The organism is Melioribacter sulfuriphilus (genome assembly GCF_052656625.1).
Window position 1 is genome coordinate 277911 of sequence record NZ_JBQXXK010000005.1, and the last position, 17547, is coordinate 295457.

At 38.5% G+C, this 17547-nt stretch carries 16 protein-coding genes; 13 read left to right on the forward strand and 3 right to left on the reverse strand.

Annotated features, from left to right (window positions below):
- The first annotated feature begins 85 nt into the window (after positions 1-85).
- Positions 86-2347, forward strand: a complete 2262-nt coding sequence (locus ACUN8G_RS08550) for an aconitate hydratase (RefSeq protein WP_437346174.1) — start codon at positions 86-88, stop codon at positions 2345-2347.
- Positions 2348-2465: 118 nt separating this feature from the next.
- Here ACUN8G_RS08550 and ACUN8G_RS08555 read toward each other — a convergent pair whose 3' ends face one another.
- Positions 2466-3233, reverse strand: a complete 768-nt coding sequence (locus ACUN8G_RS08555; RefSeq protein ID WP_437346173.1) for an SDR family NAD(P)-dependent oxidoreductase — start codon at positions 3231-3233, stop codon at positions 2466-2468.
- Between the two features lie 133 nt (positions 3234-3366).
- On the opposite strand from ACUN8G_RS08555, the gene ACUN8G_RS08560 reads away from it, so the two are divergent.
- From ACUN8G_RS08560 to ACUN8G_RS08605, 10 genes are read left to right on the forward strand one after another with little or no spacing between them, the layout of a single operon-like run.
- Positions 3367-5790, forward strand: coding sequence for a heavy metal translocating P-type ATPase (locus tag ACUN8G_RS08560; protein ID WP_437346172.1), 2424 nt, complete (start codon positions 3367-3369; stop codon positions 5788-5790).
- Positions 5790-5966: a cbb3-type cytochrome oxidase assembly protein CcoS gene (gene ccoS, locus ACUN8G_RS08565; RefSeq protein WP_437346171.1), complete on the forward strand. Its 177-nt coding sequence runs from the start codon at positions 5790-5792 to the stop codon at positions 5964-5966. Before ACUN8G_RS08560 ends, ccoS begins: the two co-directional genes overlap by 1 nt.
- Entirely contained in the window at positions 5967-8090 is a 2124-nt protein-coding gene (gene ccoN, locus ACUN8G_RS08570) for a cytochrome-c oxidase, cbb3-type subunit I (RefSeq protein ID WP_437346170.1), read from the forward strand.
- The gene (locus ACUN8G_RS08575; RefSeq protein WP_437346169.1) at positions 8090-8284 is read left to right on the forward strand and encodes a cbb3-type cytochrome c oxidase subunit 3; all 195 of its coding nucleotides are present in this window, start codon (positions 8090-8092) and stop codon (positions 8282-8284) included. Before ccoN ends, ACUN8G_RS08575 begins: the two co-directional genes overlap by 1 nt.
- Positions 8277-9107: a cbb3-type cytochrome c oxidase N-terminal domain-containing protein gene (locus ACUN8G_RS08580; protein ID WP_437346168.1), complete on the forward strand. Its 831-nt coding sequence runs from the start codon at positions 8277-8279 to the stop codon at positions 9105-9107. The genes ACUN8G_RS08575 and ACUN8G_RS08580 overlap by 8 nt, the downstream gene beginning before the upstream one ends.
- The gene (ccoG, locus tag ACUN8G_RS08585) at positions 9104-10513 is read left to right on the forward strand and encodes a cytochrome c oxidase accessory protein CcoG (RefSeq protein WP_437346167.1); all 1410 of its coding nucleotides are present in this window, start codon (positions 9104-9106) and stop codon (positions 10511-10513) included. Before ACUN8G_RS08580 ends, ccoG begins: the two co-directional genes overlap by 4 nt.
- Positions 10510-10953 (forward strand): FixH family protein, encoded by a 444-nt coding sequence (locus ACUN8G_RS08590; RefSeq protein ID WP_437346166.1) that lies wholly within the window; start codon positions 10510-10512, stop codon positions 10951-10953. The genes ccoG and ACUN8G_RS08590 overlap by 4 nt, the downstream gene beginning before the upstream one ends.
- On the forward strand, positions 10953-11642 hold the full coding sequence (locus ACUN8G_RS08595) for a sulfite exporter TauE/SafE family protein (RefSeq protein ID WP_437346165.1): 690 nt from the start codon (positions 10953-10955) through the stop codon (positions 11640-11642). The genes ACUN8G_RS08590 and ACUN8G_RS08595 overlap by 1 nt, the downstream gene beginning before the upstream one ends.
- Before the next feature lie 41 nt (positions 11643-11683).
- Complete coding sequence (locus tag ACUN8G_RS08600) at positions 11684-12301, forward strand: HD domain-containing protein (RefSeq protein ID WP_437346164.1); 618 nt, start codon at positions 11684-11686, stop codon at positions 12299-12301.
- Positions 12298-12792, forward strand: a complete 495-nt coding sequence (locus ACUN8G_RS08605) for a SixA phosphatase family protein (protein WP_437346163.1) — start codon at positions 12298-12300, stop codon at positions 12790-12792. The genes ACUN8G_RS08600 and ACUN8G_RS08605 overlap by 4 nt, the downstream gene beginning before the upstream one ends.
- Here ACUN8G_RS08605 and ACUN8G_RS08610 read toward each other — a convergent pair.
- The gene (locus tag ACUN8G_RS08610) at positions 12789-13625 is read right to left on the reverse strand and encodes a cysteine peptidase family C39 domain-containing protein (protein WP_437346162.1); all 837 of its coding nucleotides are present in this window, start codon (positions 13623-13625) and stop codon (positions 12789-12791) included. The two genes, ACUN8G_RS08605 and ACUN8G_RS08610, sit on opposite strands and share 4 nt — an antisense overlap.
- 90 nt (positions 13626-13715) lie before the next feature.
- Here ACUN8G_RS08610 and ACUN8G_RS08615 point away from each other — a divergent pair, with 90 nt between their 5' ends.
- Positions 13716-14780, forward strand: coding sequence for a D-alanine--D-alanine ligase family protein (locus ACUN8G_RS08615; RefSeq protein WP_437346161.1), 1065 nt, complete (start codon positions 13716-13718; stop codon positions 14778-14780).
- Here ACUN8G_RS08615 and ACUN8G_RS08620 read toward each other — a convergent pair.
- Positions 14755-14991 (reverse strand): DUF1289 domain-containing protein, encoded by a 237-nt coding sequence (locus ACUN8G_RS08620; RefSeq protein ID WP_445480931.1) that lies wholly within the window; start codon positions 14989-14991, stop codon positions 14755-14757. The genes ACUN8G_RS08615 and ACUN8G_RS08620 overlap by 26 nt on opposite strands.
- A gap of 81 nt (positions 14992-15072) precedes the next feature.
- Between ACUN8G_RS08620 and thrA the strand changes: the two genes are divergently transcribed.
- Positions 15073-17529 carry a bifunctional aspartate kinase/homoserine dehydrogenase I gene (gene thrA, locus ACUN8G_RS08625; RefSeq protein WP_437346159.1) on the forward strand — a complete coding sequence of 819 codons (2457 nt, stop codon included), beginning with the start codon at positions 15073-15075 and terminating at the stop codon, positions 17527-17529.
- Positions 17530-17547 lie beyond the last annotated feature (18 nt).

The window sequence follows — 17547 nt, forward strand, 5'->3', positions numbered from 1 at the left end:
AAAACTGCAAAATGTGTACGGCGGCATTATTAGAAGAAAATTTTTTTTATTTTTGTAAAGAATAATAAACAAGGGGAAATTTAAAATGACTGCAAATTTTGATATGATAAAAAGCGTATATGATAATTTTGTAAATAAAGTTGAAAAAGCGCGAAGGGTTGTCGGTAGACCTTTAACTTATGCTGAGAAGGTACTCTATTCTCATCTGGCGGAAGAACCGACACGTGAATTTATACGGGGCAAGGACTTCGTCGATTTTTATCCCGATAGAGTTGCAATGCAGGATGCAACAGCACAAATGGCATTGCTTCAGTTCATGCACGCAGGTAGAAAAACTTCGGCCGTTCCTGCTACAGCGCATGCCGATCATTTAATTGTTGCACAGAACGGTTCTAAAGAAGACCTGGAAAAAGCAATCGAAGAAAACAGAGAAGTTTACGACTTTCTCGAAAGTATCTGTCAGAAATACGGTGTTGGATTCTGGAAGCCAGGCGCTGGAATTATACATCAAGTCATACTCGAAAATTATGCTTTCCCTGGTGGCATGATGATCGGTTCGGATTCGCATACCCCGAATGCTGGTGGACTCGGTATGATTGCAATTGGCGTCGGCGGTGCCGATGTAGTAGACGTTATGGCTGGAATGCCGTGGGAATTGAAATGGCCTAAATTAATTGGTGTTAAATTAACTGGTAAACTTTCGGGCTGGACAGCCCCGAAAGACGTGATTCTTAAATTGGCTGGAATGCTTACTGTAAAAGGAGGTACAGGAGCAATTATTGAATATTTCGGTGAAGGCGCCAATTCAATTTCGTGCACAGGAAAAGCTACGATTTGTAATATGGGTGCTGAAGTAGGTGCCACAACATCAATCTTTCCTTTCGACTTAAAAATGGCAAATTACCTGCGTAAAACCGATAGAGAAGACGTTGCAGAACTTGCCGAAAAACTCGCTGACCAGTTAAAAGCTGACGACGAGGTTTATGCCAATCCAGAAAAATACTTCGACCAACTTATCGAAATTAATTTAAGTGAACTGGAACCACATATTAATGGACCTTTCAGTCCCGACCTTGCCCATCCTTTATCCAGAATGAAAGAAGCTGTCAAGGAAAACAATTACCCGGATAAAATTAGTGTGGCTCTAATTGGAAGCTGTACAAACTCCAGTTATGAAGATATCGACAGGGCGGCAAACATCGCCAAACAAGCACTGGCAAAAGGATTGAAAGCAAAGTCGCAATTTACAATAACACCCGGCTCTGAACAGGTACGCGCTACTATAGAACGCGACGGACAACTTCAGATATTGACAGAACTGGGTGGTAAAGTACTTGCCAATGCATGTGGTCCATGTATCGGAATGTGGAAGAGAATGGATATTAAAACTGGCGAGAGAAATACAATTGTTAATTCGTTCAATCGTAATTTTGCTAAAAGAAACGACAATAATCCCGAGACATTTTCGTTTGTTGCAAGTCCAGAAATTGTGACAGCTCTGGCAATTGCTGGAAGTTTATCATTCAATCCTGAAACCGACACACTTAAAAACGAAAAAGGAGAGGAAGTAAAACTCGATCCTCCTTACGGTGATGAATTGCCTTTGAAAGGATTTGTTAAAGATAATAAAGGTTATCTTGCGCCAACACCCGACGGCTACAAAACCGAAGTAAAAATCGACCCGAAGAGCGAACGATTGCAGCTTCTCGAAAGGTTCGAAGCCTGGGATGGTAACGATTTCATCGATATGCCCTTGCTGCTGAAAGCAAAAGGTAAATGTACAACCGACCACATTTCGCCTGCCGGTCAATGGTTGAAATACCGTGGGCATCTCGACAATATTTCGAAGAATTTGTTCCTCGGCGCAGTCAACGCCTTTACTGGTAAAACTGGTGAAGCTAAAAATCTTTTTACAGGTGAATATAAACCAGTTCACGAAGTAGCACGTGAATACAAAGCCAGGGGACTTGGCTGGGTAGTCGTGGGCGACGAGAATTACGGCGAAGGTTCTTCACGTGAACATGCAGCAATGGAACCGCGCTACCTCGGAGGCAAAGCTATTATTGCTAAAAGTTTTGCACGTATCCACGAAACTAATTTGAAAAAACAGGGAATGCTACCCCTTACTTTTGCCGAACCCTCCGACTACGATAAAATCCAGGAAGATGATAAAATCAGTATTGTAGGACTAAAAGAACTTGCACCCGAAAAACCAGTTAAAATGATAGTTAAACACAAAGATGGTACACAGGAAGAGATCATGCTAAATCATTCATTTAGTGAAGGACAGATTGAATGGTTTAAAGCTGGCAGTGCATTAAATCTAATTGCTGAGAAGAATAAATAGTTTTATGGAAAAAAATAATAAATGAAAAGCCGGGGATATATTTCGTCTCCGGCTTTTTTTACATCTTCTTTTTAGTCGTTTGATATAATCAAAGTAAACCTCTATCAATAATCAAAGATCATTCTCTATGTACAATTGTAGCGCTTGCCTGTCGTGCAGCCAGGAGTGTGATCTGTGCAATGTTAACATGCGGTGGGCGCGAAGCACAGAATATTACAGCGTTGGCCACATCATCGCCCGTCAATGGCACTATGCCTTTGTAAACATTCTTCGCTTTTTCTTCGTCGCCGTCGAAGCGGACGCGGCTGAAATTCGTTTCTACCAGTCCAGGGTCGATTGTGCTTACACGGATATTTTTGTCTATTGTGTCCATTCTCAATGACTTTGTAATTGCGTCGACAGCGTGTTTTGTGGCGCAATAGACTGCTCCTTTTGGATATGCTTCGTGTCCGGCAATTGAACCAATGTTTATTATATGTCCACTCTGCCTTTCGACCATTCCTTTCAATACTTCATGAGTAACGTAGAGCAGTCCTTTAACGTTTGTGTCGATCATAATATCCCAGTTGTCGGGATTGTCCTCATAAAATTTATTCAATCCTTTAGCAAGTCCGGCATTGTTAATTAGAATATCAATTTTTTGCCATTCTACGGGTAGCTCTTCAACAAATTTTTTTACTTCATTGCGATTACGTACATCGAGTTTACCGGTATAGACTTTAACGCCGAATTTTTGTTTTATGTCCTCAGCTATTTCATCGATTAATTCCACTCTGCGCGCCGATATGATCAAATTGGAACCTTCGCGTGCAAATGCATAAGCGCACGATTTCCCGATTCCAGATGTTGCGCCTGTGATGAAAACTATTTTGTTCTTTAGTGACATATATACCTCGTTAAATTGCATTAAAATTTTTACAAAATTAATAAATATAATTTTTGCAAGCAGAAATAAATAATAAAGATAGTATATCCTGATTTTATTATTTTTAGGTCGTAAATTCCTGGCTATTAGTAAAATGAATGAAAGGGAAACCGAAAGAGAACAGTTGTCGGAAAAGCTAATTTGTTATCATTGCGGCGATGATTGCAGCGATGATTCGATTGCTATTGGAGATAAATATTTCTGTTGCAACGGGTGTAAAACCGTCTATGAAATTCTTAATTCGGCTAATCTGTGTAATTATTATAATATCGAGCCGGGAGCCGGAATCAAAAAACAAAACAAGTCGTATAGAAATTTTGAATTTTTAGACGATCCCGATCTGAAAGATAAGTTAATTGATTTCAGCGACGGCAGGATTACCACAGTTACCTTTCACATACCACAAATCCACTGCAGTTCGTGTATCTGGGTACTGGAGAACTTGAATAAGCTCGACGAAGGTGTAATTACTTCTCGTGTGAATTTTCCAAAGAAAAAATTGTTCGTCAAATATTCAGAAGGTAAAACGTCGCTCAGGAAAATTGTCGAACTTCTCGATTCCATTAACTACGAGCCGCTACTTACTCATGAAGGCAAAGAAGAAGACAAACTAAAGGAAATAAACAAAAAACTCTATTTCAAAGTAGGGATAGCAGGTTTCAGTTTTGGAAATATAATGATGCTTAGTTTTCCGGAGTATCTTTCGCTCGGCACAAACTCCGACACCGAACTTAAAACCATATTTTCTTATCTTAACCTGTTGCTTGCCTCGCCTGTTGTGTTCTACAGCTCTTCAGACTATTTTACTTCGGCTTTCAAAGGACTCAAAAATAAAATTGTCAACATCGACGTACCGATTGCACTCGGAATTATTGTTCTTTTTTTAAGAAGTCTTTATGAGATAATAACGTCAACAGGAGCAGGTTATCTCGATTCACTGGCCGGTCTGGTCTTCTTTCTTCTGATCGGAAAAGTATTTCAGAATAAAATTTATCACTCGCTCAGCTTTGAGAGAAATTATAAATCGTATTTCCCGATTTCTGTTACTATAAGAAAAAATCATAACGAAACTGCAGTACCACTCGAAAAACTAAAAGTGGGCGATAGAATGATTATTCGCAACGGCGAGATTGTGCCTGCCGATTCCATTCTGATTAAAGGAGAAGCTTATATCGATTACAGCTTTGTAACCGGCGAATCGGAGCCCGTTAAACTTAAAAACGGTGATATTATTTATGCTGGAGGAAGGCAGCAAGGTGGTACAATCGAAGCAGAATCGATTAAAGAAGTTTCTCAAAGCTATTTAACTCGATTGTGGAACGATGCAACCTTCCGTAAGAACAATGAGAGTCGCACCGAATCCCTTGTCGATTTTGTAAGTAAATATTTTACTGCGATAGTAATTTCAATTGCTATAATCACTTTTTTCTATTGGTCAACTGAAAACTACCTGATCGCTTTTAATGCTTTCACTGCGGTGTTGATTGTTGCATGCCCTTGCGCTCTGGCTCTTTCAATTCCGTTTACTTTTGGAAATGCTCTCAGAATTTTCGGTAGGAACAAATTCTATTTGAAAAGCATTTCGGTAGTGGAGACATTGTCAAAAATTACTACTGTGGTGTTCGACAAAACTGGCACAATTACGGACAATAAATTTCCGCATGTTGAATTTATCCTGGTTAAGCAAGTTGACCCAAAAGAATTAATGCCAGCGATAAAATCTCTTGTGATAAATTCTTCTCACCCTTTGAGCAGAACAATTGTGGAATACTTGAAGGGATTTAGTACGATCGATTTTTCAGAATTCAAAGAATATCCCGGAAAAGGTCTGGAAGCAAAATTAAATGGTAAATTATATAAAGTAGGTACGCCTGAATATACCGGATTCGACGCCTCATTGACGAACGATTCTTCAATCAACGTAACAGTTACTGCCAATGGAGAAGCACTCGGCTATTTCAAAATAAAAACGAAATACAGAAATAAACTCGATGAAGTAATATCGCATCTCAATTCGAGATATAAACTTTTTCTTTTGACTGGTGATACGGAAAGGGAAAAACCGAAGCTGGAAAAATATTTTATTAGTGGAAGTATACTTTTCAGACAGAGTCCATTTGACAAACTCGAATTTATCCAGAAGCTTAAAGCTAAAGGCGATATTGTAATGATGATTGGTGATGGCTTAAACGACGCCGGAGCGCTTCAAAAAAGCGACGCAGGCATTTCGATTTCAGACAGCATCAATAATTTTACGCCAGCATGCGACGCCATTCTCGATGCAGATTCTTTCAGTTTACTCCATAAATTTCTCGAATATTCGATTACAAGCAGATTCATTGTTTATGCGAGCTTTTTGGTCTCTTTTGTCTATAATGCTGTAGGTTTATATTTTGCAACTACGGGTAAACTTCAACCAGTAATTGCGGCAATACTGATGCCGTTGAGTTCTATTACAATAGTTTTGTTTACTACTGCTTCAACAACAATTTTTGCAAAAATAAAAGGCTTACTGTAATGTCAGTAATTGTTATACTCGTATTTGCCAGTTTGCTGGTTGCAGGTGGATTCTTGATAGCTTACCTCTGGGCGGTAAGGTCGGGGCAGTACGACGATACTTATACACCGTCGATTAGAATTTTATTCGACGACAAAAAAATCAACAGTGCTGAATCAAATAAACAGGAGCAATAGATGCAGGTAGAAAAATTCAGTTACGATAATCATATAGTCAGGCAATTTTCAATTGCCACAATTCTATGGGGCTTTGTGGGAATGCTTGTAGGATTGATTATTGCTATTCAACTTTACTTTCCGACAGCAAATCTCGGCATTCAGTATACTACATTCGGTAGAATACGCCCTCTTCATACAAATGCGGTAATATTTGCTTTTGTTGGCAATATGATCTTTGCAGGTGTTTATTATTCGTTACAACGACTTTGTAAAGCTCGAATGTACAGTGACTTTTTGAGCAAGTTCCATTTCTGGGGCTGGCAGCTGATTATTCTTGCAGCGGCAATAACTCTTCCGCTGGGTCTGACAACCAGCAAGGAGTATGCTGAACTCGAATGGCCCATCGATATTATGATAGCTGTAGTGTGGGTGGCATTCGGTATAAATCTGTTTGGTACAATAATTAAAAGACGAGAAGAACACATGTATGTGGCAATCTGGTTTTATATAGCCACATTTGTAACTGTAACTGTTTTGCATATCGTTAACTCGATAGAAATTCCGGTAACGTTTTTTAAAAGTTATCCCGTTTATGCTGGAGTTCAGGATGCTCTGGTTCAATGGTGGTACGGACACAATGCAGTTGCATTTTTTCTGACCACTCCGTATCTGGGTCTGATGTATTATTTTCTACCGAAAGCTGCTGAACGTCCCGTCTATTCGTATCGTCTTTCAATTCTCCATTTCTGGGCGTTAATATTTATTTACATCTGGGCTGGGCCTCATCACCTTTTATATACAGCATTGCCCGACTGGGCTCAATCGCTTGGCACTGTTTTTTCAGTTATGTTGATTGCCCCTTCGTGGGGTGGCATGTTAAACGGACTTCTCACACTTCGAGGTGCATGGGACAAAGTTCGAGAAGATCCCGTTCTTAAATTTATGGTCGTTGCTGTTACTGCATACGGTATGGCTACATTCGAAGGACCAATGCTTTCACTTAAAAATGTCAACGCTATTTCACACTACACTGATTGGACAATAGCACACGTACACGTCGGAGCACTTGGCTGGAATGGCCTTTTAACCTTTGGAATCCTTTACTGGCTAATACCCAGAATGTGGAATACAAAGCTTTACTCAAGAAAACTTGCCAATTCGCATTTCTGGATTGCTACGCTTGGAATTGTTTTCTACGTCGTGCCAATGTATTGGTCGGGTATAACTCAATCGTTAATGTGGAAACAATTTACAGAACTCGGTTTGCTTCAGTACCCAAACTTTCTCGAAACAACGCTCCAGATTATTCCAATGCACGTAATCAGATCAATTGGCGGTCTGCTTTATCTGAGCGGTGTGGTTATGATGGTTTATAATCTTGCCATGACTGCAAAGCAGGGTAAATTCATTAAGGACGAAGCTGCCGAAGCTTATCCTCTCGTTAAGTCAACAGATAAACTTAAAAGAGGAATGATACACCGCTATCTCGAAAAACGTCCGGTCAAATTTGCTTTTCTATCGACAGTTGTAATTTTGATAGGGGGACTTGTCGAAACTATTCCGACATTTATCGTAAAATCGAATATACCGACCATTTCGAGTGTTAAACCGTATTCGCCACTGGAGCTGCATGGGCGAGATATTTACATCCGCGAAGGCTGCAATGCGTGCCATTCACAAATGGTGCGTCCTTTCAGATCTGAAACCGAAAGATACGGCGAGTATTCAAAAGCCGGTGAATTTGTTTACGACCATCCGTTCTTATGGGGTTCGAAAAGAACTGGACCGGATTTACACAGAGTGGGAGGCAAATATTCCAATCTGTGGCATTATCTCCATCTGGAAGATCCAGCTCAAATGTCGCCAGGATCAATAATGCCTTCCTATAAATGGTTGATTACTCAACGAATTGATACTGCGAAAACAGCGGCCAAAATACGCGCTATGCGCTCTATAGGTGTGCCTTACCCGGAAGGTTACGAAAAATTTGCCAACGAAGATTTAATGAAACAGGCCAATGCAATTGCCGATGATCTTTTGAATAACGGAATTCCAATTGACCCTGACAACGATATAATCGCTTTGATTGCGTACTTGCAAAGACTTGGCACAGATATAAAAGTAGAAAGGAAAGGTGAATAATGATTTCTAATTATTTGAGCTCGATTGATGGAGTATCTGTCTATCCAATTATCAGTTTGATCATCTTTTTTAGCGTCTTTATAATTACGATAATAAGAACATGGAAGCTGGACAAGAACTTCATCGAAAAAATGAAAAATCTTCCGTTAAATAATTCACAAATGAAAAACAATTCAGAGATTAACAATGAGTAAGATAAAATCGATATTAACGTTTATATTGCTTTCGCCTTTGAGTTCTGTAATGGCGGCAGGCAACGAGGAAATTCTTGATAGCGTAATGAAAACAATGATAATAATTACTCTACTTGTGATTGCTTTTGTCCTCTGGCTTGCATTTGTTTATTCGGAAAAGAACGATTCTGAAGGGAAAATTTTCCTCGAACCAATCCGTTATGTGTTTGCTTTTCTAAGTAAATCTACTCCAATTGACAGGGAACAGGAAATTCTGCTGGGACACAACTACGACGGCATAAGGGAACTGGACAATCGTGTTCCGCCGTGGTTTCAAATTCTTTTCTATGGAACAATAATCTGGGCTGCGGGTTATTTAATAAGTTATCACGTAATTGGCAATGGTCAGGTGCAATTGGATGAATACAAATACGAAATTGAACAGGCAAAATTACAGCGGGAAATTTTAATCAAATCGGGTGCATTTATTAACGAGGAAACCGTTTCTTTCGTAGACGATCAGGCAGCACTTTCCGAAGGGAAAGATATATTCCTTAAAAATTGTGCAAGCTGTCACGGTCAAAACGGCGAAGGACTTATAGGACCGAATTTAACCGACGATTACTGGATTCACGGCGGTGGAATTAAAAATATTTTCAGGACCATTAAATACGGAGTTCCGCAAAAAGGAATGATAAGCTGGGAATCCCAGCTCGAACCAAAGAAGATGCAGGCTGTAGCAAGTTATATTATTACATTGCACGGAACAAATCCTCCTAATTCCAAAGCACCGGAAGGAGAATTGTGGAAGGAAAATAGTGTTGAAGGAAGCAAAGGTATATGAATAAAACTTTTGAAAATGTTAACCGAGAAACTTTCAGGGATTCGATAGCTACCGTAACAAAAGAAGGTAAAAGACGCTGGATCTATCCTAAAAAACCTTCAGGTAAATTTTATCGAGCAAGAACGATAGTAAGCATCTTTCTCCTTTTGTTTCTTGTGTCGGCTCCGTTCATTAAGATTGCAGGGCACCCGTTCATTTTGTTTAATGTGCTTGAACGTAAATTTGTAGTATTCGGCATTTATTTCGGTCCTCAGGATATCTACTTTTTTGCTCTTGCTATGATAGCATTTATTGTCTCAATTTTTCTTTTTACTGTGGTTTACGGTCGACTGTTTTGCGGATGGGTTTGTCCTCAAACTGTTTTTATGGAAATGGTGTTTAGAAAAATTGAGTACTGGCTGGAAGGCGACGCCAAAGAACAGCGCAGGCTTGATCAAATGAAGATGAATTTGCACAAGTTCAGAATAAAAGCTGCAAAGCATATTATCTTTTTTGCAATCTCTTTCGGAATATCGAATATCTTCCTGGCTTATATAATCGGTTCAGATAATTTACTAAAATATATTACACATTCACCCACACTTCATACAGGAACTTTTATAGCAGTTTTAATTTTCTCGGGGGTTTTTTATTTCATCTTCTCATATTTCAGAGAGCAAGCATGCGTGTTTGTTTGTCCATATGGCAGACTTCAGGGGGTAATGCTGGATGAAAATTCGATTGTAATTCATTATGACTTCAAAAGAGGAGAACCGCGGGGAAAACTGCGACGCGGTGAAGAGAGAATAGCAGGAGATTGTATCGATTGTAAACAGTGCGTGGAAGTATGTCCCACCGGTATCGACATAAGAGATGGAACCCAACTCGAGTGTGTCAACTGTACAGCCTGCATCGATGCCTGCGATTATGTTATGAAACGGATTGGCAAACCAAAAGGACTTATTCTTTATGCTTCTAAAAATGAAATTGAAACCGGACGAAGACCGATCTTAACACCTAAAGCAATTGGTTATACAGTCGTACTCTTGTTCTTGCTGTTCCTGATTTTTTTCCTTTTGATTAACAGAGCTGAACTCGACGTTAATATTCTCAGAACGCCCGGATTACTTTCCCAGGAACAGCCGGGAAATAAAATCAGCAACCTGTACGACATTAAAATTGTGAACAAAACCTCGAAAGAAATTACTCCCAAAATCGAAGTAGAAAATAAAGAAGCGGAAATTAAAATTATCGGTGATAACTTAATAGTAAAACCACAAAGCATTGCCGAAACAAAGTTTTTTGTAATTTTACCTAAGTCGGAAATCAAAGCAATTAAAACTCCTTTAACTGTGAATGTTTATTCTAATGATAAAATTATTAAGAAGATCACTACTTCCTTTTTAGCACGGCCGGAGAAAAAATGAAATTATCGTGGGGTACTATAATTGTCATAACTTATACTCTATTCGTTATTGGAACACTGACGATGGTTTATATTTTCATGAACCAGGACGTGAGTCTTGTTTCCGAAAATTATTATGCCGAAGAAATCAAGTATCAAAATCAAATCGATAAAAAGAAGAACAGCGCTTCTCTCGAAAAAAACATCGCCGTTTTATTGAACGATGGTTCAGTTGATATCGTATTTCCAGAATTGACGCTGCCTGAAAAAATAAAAGGTAAAATAAAATTCTATAGACCTTCTGATGAAACGAGCGATTTTACCGCCGATATTCAACTTGATTCTACGTATACTTTAAAAATCCCTTTGGATAATCTTAAACCGGGTTACTGGAAAATTATAATCGATTGGTCGGACGGGATTAAAGAATATTATCTTGAAAGAAATTTAATGATAAGCTAATGGAAATCTGGACTGGTTTATTGATCGGACTTTTCGGGAGTCTTCACTGCGTCGGAATGTGCGGACCAATTGTAATGGCAATTCCGATTGTTGGCGAAACGTGGATAAAGATCTTTTCTGGTCGTCTTCTTTACAATGCGGGTAGAATAACGACTTACACTTTGATGGGTTTGCTATTCGGCTTGTTCGGTAAACAATTGCAGTTAATAGGGCTTCAACAATATATTTCATTAATCTCTGGCGGGGTTATTTTGATTTACTTGTTTCTGCCTTCTTCAATGAAAAACAAAGTTGCACACACCAGATTATCTATAATGTTTTATGATCGACTTAAAATTTATTTCGGGAAATTAATATCGCGTAAAACAATTATTTCGCTTTATCTTATAGGGATATTAAACGGTTTATTGCCATGCGGATTTGTTTACGTAGGAATAGCCGGTGCACTTACAATGTCGACGCCTCTTGAAGGCGCAATCTATATGGCTCTTTTCGGACTGGGAACTTTTCCTGTAATGTTTATTACCGCAACCCTTGGAAATTTCATCCATATTAAATTGAGAAAAAAATTAATTCCAGCAATGGCTTTTCTGCTCGCTCTTCTTTTTATTCTGAGAGGTATGAACCTCGGCATTCCATTTTTGAGTCCGAAAATAAAAAATGTAGTTCACGTTGAAATGCATCACTGATTTCTTTTTTTTGTTATCTTTACGCTATTCATTAGAACGGTATGGATAATCAGATCTTAAATAAAGCACATATTTATGTTGAAGGACTTTTCGAGGCGTTTCGAAATACGGATAACCTTTATCACAACATCGACCATACGATCGAAGTGGTCGAGAAAGTAAAGGAGATTGGTGCTGGCGAAGGTTTGAGCGATGAAGAACTCGAAATTGTTATACTGGCTGCTTGGTTTCACGACACGGGTTATTGTATTAAATCGGTAGGACACGAGGAGGTCAGCGCAAATTATGCACGTGGATTTTTAAATGTCGAAAATTATCCCCCCGAAAAGATAAACGAAGTGGTTAAATGTATAATGGCAACGCGCGTTCCCCAAAATCCAACCACTCAACTCGAAAAGGTAATATGTGACGCCGATCTGGCTCATATAGGAAGCGACAATTTTGAGATTCGAAATAACCTCTTTCGTCAGGAATACGAAATTTATTTTGGCAAAGAACTTTCCGAAAAAGAGTGGCTCGAAAAAAGTATCGATTTCTTTTCGCAACACCGTTTCTTTACAGAATATTCGAATCGAAAATACGGCGCTCAAAAAGAAAAAAATATTGAACGAATGAAAATGCAACTAAAATTACTGGATAACGATACGAGCACAAAATGAAAAGACTTTTTCTGGTGAGACATGCTAAATCGAGCTGGAGCAATCCCGACATTTCTGACATTGACAGACCACTTAATAAAAGAGGCGAAAGAGACGCTCCATTTATGGCTCGGTTAATTAAAGAGAAAGGCGTCGTACCGGACTTAATGTTGTCCAGTCCAGCAAAAAGATCTTTTGATACCGCAATCATATTTGCTAAAACATACGGAAAAGATAAAAATGATATTATTATTGAAGATCAAATTTATGAGGCGGGAATGCGTGAACTGAGTTTGGTGGTTGAAAATATTGACGATGACTACGACTCTGTCTTCCTTTTTGGGCATAATCCCGGATTAACAAATTTTGCTAATTTGGTGGGGTCGGAATATCTCGATAATATGCCAACCTGCTCTATCGTGGGAATTGAATTTGATATTAATTCATGGAAGAATGTAGAAAGGGGTAAAGGAAATACATTTTTGTTTGAATATCCCAAAAAATACTTTTAGTAAATTGGGGTCATTCCGTATTTGCCGCATGCATACATCATTAGAATCGAAGTAATGTCGGTGACGGCTCGTTTTTCCTCGTCCATTGGAATTACAAGGTCGTAAACTTCGGCAACGAATTTCATGTTAGTTAAAATCTTTTTGAGTTCAGAATACGTCGGTTCGCCGTGCCACATTGCCACACGTTTTACGAGATGATTCTGATTCCTTCTTAGGAATTCGTTAAATGTAATAATGTTGTAACTTAGTTTTGTTCGGGGCCTACAAATGTTTATCAAATCGTTGGTGTATTGATCCCATTTGCGTGCGAGGTCTTCGTTTTTTTCATACATCAATTGAATTGCTTTTCGTGGTGTAAATTTGGCGCGTGTATGAACTTTGAATTTCGGCGCTATTGCGTATCCATCGTAACTTACTATGCCTGCTTTTTTATCGGAATATTTCCAGTTGCGCATAAGTTGCGGTGCGCTGACTACGTTTACTACTTTATCGAGCTCGCTATCGATTACAACAAATTTACCTTTTGAATAACTGACGACTGTATTCCAGTGTTCCCAATTGTTAACGCTTAAAATGCAAGGGTATCCTTTTTGAAGATTTTTTATCAGCATTTTACGTGCGTCGTCGGGATTGCTCGATTGAAAATGTTTCATCCGACAATTAAATCGGCGAGCCGCTCTTGCAAGTCCAAATTCGTCAGTACCAGCCCACCACGTGCTTCCTGCAATTATTCCGATTTGGTCCTCGTCCTTGAAAATACCGAGCATCACTAATGCATATTTCAGGGCAAAAGGACCGCATTGATATTTATTAGGTTGGGGATAAAAGCTCATTAGAGACCACTATAGTTGGATTCAAAAATAATAAAAAGTTTAGTATGCATTATAATTTTTTTATACTTTATGAATAAAAAAATCTGTTTTATGAAAGTTCTAATTGTTTATAACGAGTCAAATCCCAAAGTATACGAACAGACACCAAAAATCTCCGAAAACGACCTTAATTTCAAACCATATTTCGACCTTGAAAAATCAAATCCAATAAATGAATACGAAACTATTGCAAAAGCTTTAAGGAAGGAAGGGTACGATGCATACACTCTCAACATAATGGACAACATTCAACTTTTTTTCGACGATATTGATAAAAACAAGCCGGACGTGGTTTTCAATCTAATGGAATTATATAAAGATGTTGCAAAACAGGAAATGAATTTTGCTGGAATGCTCGAGTTGCTCGGCATACCGTATACTGGTGCGCCGCCACTTGCACTTGGAATATGTCAGAGTAAAATTCTTACAAAAAAAATCTTAAGCTCAATGGGGATTAGAACGCCCAGGTACAGCTTCATTAAATCACTAAATAAACCGTTCAGACTTAATTTGAAATATCCTCTTATTGTCAAACCTGCATTAGAAGATGCAAGCGCTGGCATTGAAGAAGAATCTGTCGTTTATAATCTCGAAGCTTTGAAAAAAAGAGTTAAATATGTATTAGAATATTTTGCTCAGCCAGCACTTGTAGAGGAGTTTATTGTTGGGCGAGAATTGAATGTAGCAGTATTTGGAGACACTGAACTTGAAGTGCTGCCAATAAGCGAAATCGATTTTTCACGATTGCCCGAAAATTTCCATCCCATTGTAAGTTTCCAGGCAAAATGGGATCCTTATCACGTTGCCTATCATAAAACGATACCTAAATGTCCTGCCCCTTTGAGCAAGAAAATTCAAAAGGAAGCCGAAGAAATCGCACTGAAAGCCGTTAAGGCTGTTGGATGCAGGGACTATGCAAGGGTTGATATGCGATTGTCCAGTGACAAAAAATTGTATGTACTGGAAGTTAATCCTAATCCTGACCTGCAGGAAGACGCCGGTTTTATGCGCTCTGCAAAAGCTGCCGGTTATTCATACAGCCTCACTCTTAAGATGATAGTCGATTTTGCTTACATGCGGAAACACAGACCTAAGGGGAATGAGGCCCCGGTTTGAATAATTCTTTCCTTAATTCAATTAATTCATATACTCTTTTCTTTTGACTCTCTGTCATCGATTGCCACTGCGCAATTTCGTCAAGTGTTCTGTAGCAACCTACACAATATTTATTCTCGTCGTCCATTCTGCAAATATTATTGCAGGGCGAGTCTATCTTCTTTTTCTTCATGGAATTAAAAATGCTATTAAATAAATAAAAGTTCCACATCGCAAAAATTTCTGTTATGAACTTGTAAATAAAACTTACCTGTATTATAGTTGCAGAAGTTAATCAAAAAAGGTAATGAAAATGAAAGTTCTGAAGTTCGGAGGTACATCCGTAGGCAATCACAGAAATATTAAAAGCGTCGCTGATATAATCGAATCTTATATTAAGGGAAAAGAAAAAATAATTGTGGTATGCTCGGCAATGTCAGGCATTACGGACGCACTTATCGATACGGCAATAAAGGCAAGCAAAAAGGACGAGTCGTACAGACAAATCTTCATTAATATTAAAGGCAAACATCTTACTACTGTAAGCAGATTAATTCCGGCCGACAAAAGAACGATAACGAACGATTATCTTAAACAAAGATTTATTGAGCTCAACGAAATTTTCAAAAGCCTTTATACCATTGGCGAATTGACTCCCAAAACTCTCGACGAAATTATGAGTTACGGAGAAAGACTTTCCTGTTTTATCATTACAGAAACTTTAAAAGCAAGAAAAATTGATGCACGATATGTAGATGCCAGAGAATTAATCAAAACCGACGAGCAGTTCGGCAATGCAAAAGTAAATTTTGAAATAACAAACGGTCTGATTAATGAATACTTCAGGAAGTTAAAAGGAGTGCCGATTGTAACGGGATTCATTGCTTCTACCTTAGAAGGAATTACAACCACACTCGGAAGAGGCGGTTCGGATTATACGGCTTCGATTATAGGAGCAGCGGTTGATGCGGATGAAATAGAAATCTGGACAGATGTAAATGGAATAATGACAGCGGATCCACGAAGAGTTCGGAATGCATTTCCTCTGAGAGCAGTTACGTACGAAGAAGCTATGGAAATGTCGCACTTCGGGGCAAAAGTTATCTATTCGCCGACGATGTTGCCTGCATTACAAAAACAAATTAAAATACGCATTAAGAATACATTCAATCCAGCTTTCAGGGGCACACTGATATTGCCGCGTGAACCGCATATTCAATTCAATATGAAAGGAATTTCTTCAATTGACGATATTCATCTCTTACAGGTCGAAGGCAGTGGCATGATCGGAATCGAGGGGATATCTTCGCGTATCTTCGGAGCTCTGGCCGCATCCAGGATTAATGTCTTGATGATCACTCAAGGCTCATCCGGCCACACAATTTGTATTGCAGTTATGCCGTCAGTCAGTAAACAGGCAAAAAAAGCAATCGAAAACGAACTTAGACTCGAGATTTATGAAAAGCAATTGAAGAAGGTGGAAGTTATTGAAAATCTTTCGATGATTGCAGTAGTCGGAGAAGACCTGCTGAATACCCCCGGTGTTTCGGGTAAAGTTCTCTTTGCACTCGGTAAAAATGGAATCAATACGATTGCGATTGCGCAGGGTTCTTCGCAGTTAAATCTCACGATGGTTATACGGAAAGAACAACTAAATAAAGCGCTAAATGTTCTTCACGATTCTCTGTTCCTTTCGGAGCAGAAGAATATTAACCTCTTTCTTGTTGGACCGGGAAAGGTAGGTTCAAAATTTATTGATCTGGTTGCAGAGCAACATGAGAATATTAAGAAGAATATGTCGGTCAATTTACTTTTTGCTGGAATAGCCGACAGTAAAAAAATGCTTTTTGAGGAGGAAGGAATTGATCTATCGAACTGGAAAACGATATTAAAAAAATCGGGACAAAAATCGAGCATCAGAAAATTTATCGACAGGATGAAAGAACTCAATCTTTCTAATTCAATTTTTGTAGACACAACTTCTGGCAATCAATTTGTTCCATTCTATAAAGAAATATTATCGTCTTCAATTTCGATTGTAACACCTAATAAAACGGCGAACTCAGCTCCTTATGAGGAATATAAAAATTTGATTAACACCGCACACAAATTCAATTCAGAATTCAGATATTCGACAACTGTAGGCGTCGGTTTGCCTACTATCGAAGTAATAAGAAATTTAATAGAGAGTGGGGATGAGATTCTTTCTATTGAAGGATTGTTTTCAAGTACTATGAATTTCATTTTGAAAGAATTTATGAATTCAGGGAAAAAGATGAGCGAAATAATTATGAATGCTATCAAACACGGATTTACAGAACCGAATCCTCAAGTAGACTTTTCAGGTGAAGACGTTGCACGAAAGTTATTGATATTAATAAGAGAAATGGGTAAAGAGTATGAACTGAAGGATATAGAAGTTGAACCGCTCTTAAATATTTCGTCGAGAGAAAAATTTTCTTTGACATTCGATAACATTAAAAAGTACAATGCTCATTTTGAAAAATTGAGGGAAGAAGCATTAAAGTCGGGTAAGGAAATAATCTATCTTGCCAGGTACGACACAAGCAAAGCCAGGGTAGGACTTGAGCTAATCGATAAGAATCATCCTTTTTATGGATTGAGTTCAAAAGAAAAGATTGTAGCTTTCAGAACGAGGTTTCATTACGAGCGTCCGTTAATAATTAAAGGTCATGGCGGAGGACCAGAGGCAGCGGCAGCGGGAATTCTTTCGGATGTTTTGAAAATTTCAAGATACAGTATTAAATAATTTTTTTCTTGACTGCTA